The following is a 2,383-nucleotide window of genomic DNA, read 5'->3' on the forward strand; positions in this document are numbered from 1 at the left end:
GTGGTAGACGCCGTATTTGTACCAGGCGGTGGAATCGCGGTCCCACCCCGGCTCGTTCCAGACCTCGTAGAAGTCCACCACCGATCCGTAGCGCTCGGCGACCCGGGAGCAGAAATCGTACCAGTCCCGCAGGTCGCGAGGGGGAGCCTTGTCCGCGAAGCTCCCGTAGGCGGGGTCTCGCGCCCACGCCGGGATGGCGCCGGTGAGCAGGAGCATGAGGGAATCCGTGCCGTCGGCCAGGCGGGCGTTTATCTCCTGGTCGAAATAGGCCCAGTTGAAGACGTCTTGCTGGGGCTCCGCCTTTCCCCAGGTCATGAGGACTTTGTGGTGGCGCACCCACTGCCTCTCGGAAAGGGGGACGCGGGGGACGATGCGGCTCGTGTATTCCCTGGCGTCCAGACCCAGGATGAGCCAGTCGGAAACGTTGCGCCCCTCGGCCGCCGCCGCCTTGCCGTCTCGCATGGACACCGAAACCAGGTTGTATGCGCATGCCAGCAGGAAGGCCATAAAGAGAACGGCGGATGCGAGGATGGGGCGAGGCCTTGTCCTCCTCCCCGATCTCGCCCTCCTCTCCTTTATCCCTCTCTTGCTTGAACCCATGGCGATTACCGCTCCTTCGCTCTGAATGCCAGTCCCAATACCATCCATCCGCGCACTCTCCTACGTGGATGCGCGATCGGCGCATAGGGTTCCATTGAGACAAAACGCGTGGGCGGAATAAACAATCTTCATGGGAATCGCCTCCGCCCGCCTATCAGCCTTTTCGCTCCCTTGCCAAAACTCTGCAACGGTCGAGCTCCCGCCTTTCTCTTCCCCACCCGACGCCATACTCCTCGCTGATTTTTTTCCACATCGTTTCCCCAACCTCGCGCTTTGGCCTCCAGATGCTCTCTTCAAACCCTGCTCCAGCATCCTTTCCCCGCGAGGTCCGATCATTGTCCGCATTCCTACCGCTATGCCCCGCAGGGATTTGCTGGAAATCGTTTTCCGGACCTGGTTCTTCCCTCTTCCGGTCCGCTCCGTCAGATCCTGCTCCCGCATCCCTTTCTCCACGATGTCCCCGCAGCCTTCCTTTGCCCTCCAATGCCCTCCTCGTCCGTACCGTCTCGAGGTGATAGGAGGTCATTGGGAGGTATTATAACCCTCCCTTACCGTACTGGAGGCACATCCCTCCTCAATCGGCGTTGAAGGGGCGGGAAAAGAAGGGCTCTTCCAGCCCCCAACCCCTCCCTTCCGGAACCGGAGGCACAAGGGTAAAAGAGACGAGAGCGACGACCGTTTCCGGAGCTCCTGACGGTCCGGTCACGCGGCGGAAACATCCCGCCGAAGGCAGCTCAACCTGCTGCCGAAGCATCCTCGACGAGGGAGCGAAGGAGGCGTTCATAGGCCTCCACCAGGACATCCCAATCCCTCTCGCGCCTTATCCTCTCCCGCCCGAGCATTCCCATCCGGGAGGACCTCTCCCCATCCGTGAGCAGTTCCCAGGCGTACCGGGCGTACTCCTCCGCCTCAGCACAGAGGTAGCCGTCCACGCCGTGTTCTATCTGCCCCCGTGCCGCGGCGCAGAAAACGTTGGCCAGCACGGGCTTTCCCCGCAGCCGTGCCTCGCTGAGCACCAGGCAGTAGCTTTCGTTAAGGGAGGGGAAGATGAAGAGGTCGCAGGCGTCGTAAGCGTCCAGTAACCTCTCCCGGGGTTGAGGGCCCGTGTAGACCACCTCCTCCGCGGGCAGCGGCTGCCCGTCATCGTCCGGCCCCACCATGAGGAGGACGGCGTCCATCCCCCACTCCCGGAGGAGGCGGACGGCGGCGATGGCGGTGGGGTAACCCTTGGAGGCGTTCTTGCGCCCCACCCAGAGGAGTACCTTCCTCCCCTCAAGCCCGTACTCCCGCCGGAAGCGGTCGCCCCGTATGGAATTGTTGGCAAATTCTTCCACATCTAATCCCGGCCCGACGGAAAAGGCCGGAAGCCCCCAGGCCCTCATCATATCCCTTATGGCCGGCGAATTGGCCTCCACCCTTGCCGCGTCCCGCATTGCCCGGTAGTAATCCGGCCAGTAGTGGTTGTAGTCGCGCGGATGGAAAAGAGGTACGGCCAGGAAGGGTTTTCCCGCCCTGCGGGCCGCCTTCCAGGCCGTCACCAGAGTGGTCATGGGCACCATGGCCCCCATCACCAGGTCGCAGCGGCGCGCGGCGCGGCATGCCTCCCGCTCCAACCTTGGAGAGCGGGGACCCAGGACATAATCGCGCCACCTCCGGATCCGCCTCGGCCTGAGCCTCACCACCTCCCAGAGGATCTTTCCCAGGACCTCCTCCGGGGCGGTACGCATGAAATCCTCCCAGTCCCTCCGGAGATCGAGCTCCCTCCGTCCACCTCCCCCCAGGA

At 63.4% G+C, this 2,383-nt stretch carries 2 protein-coding genes and 1 pseudogene; all 3 read right to left on the minus strand.

What is annotated here, in order from left to right:
• Nucleotides 1–600 (minus strand): annotated as a pseudogene (locus tag H7007_RS12955) (hypothetical protein); the annotation flags it as partial.
• A gap of 154 nt (nucleotides 601–754) precedes the next feature.
• Entirely contained in the window at nucleotides 755–1,084 is a 330-nt protein-coding gene (locus H7007_RS12960; protein ID WP_287155758.1) for a hypothetical protein, read from the minus strand.
• Nucleotides 1,085–1,334: 250 nt separating this feature from the next.
• The coding region (locus H7007_RS12965; RefSeq protein WP_287155759.1) for a glycosyltransferase family 4 protein at nucleotides 1,335–2,383 on the minus strand (1,049 nt) is incomplete at its 5' end.

This window comes from Candidatus Solincola tengchongensis, assembly GCF_015711935.1.
Taxonomy (GTDB): domain Bacteria; phylum Actinomycetota; class Geothermincolia; order Geothermincolales; family RBG-13-55-18; genus Solincola_A; species Solincola_A tengchongensis.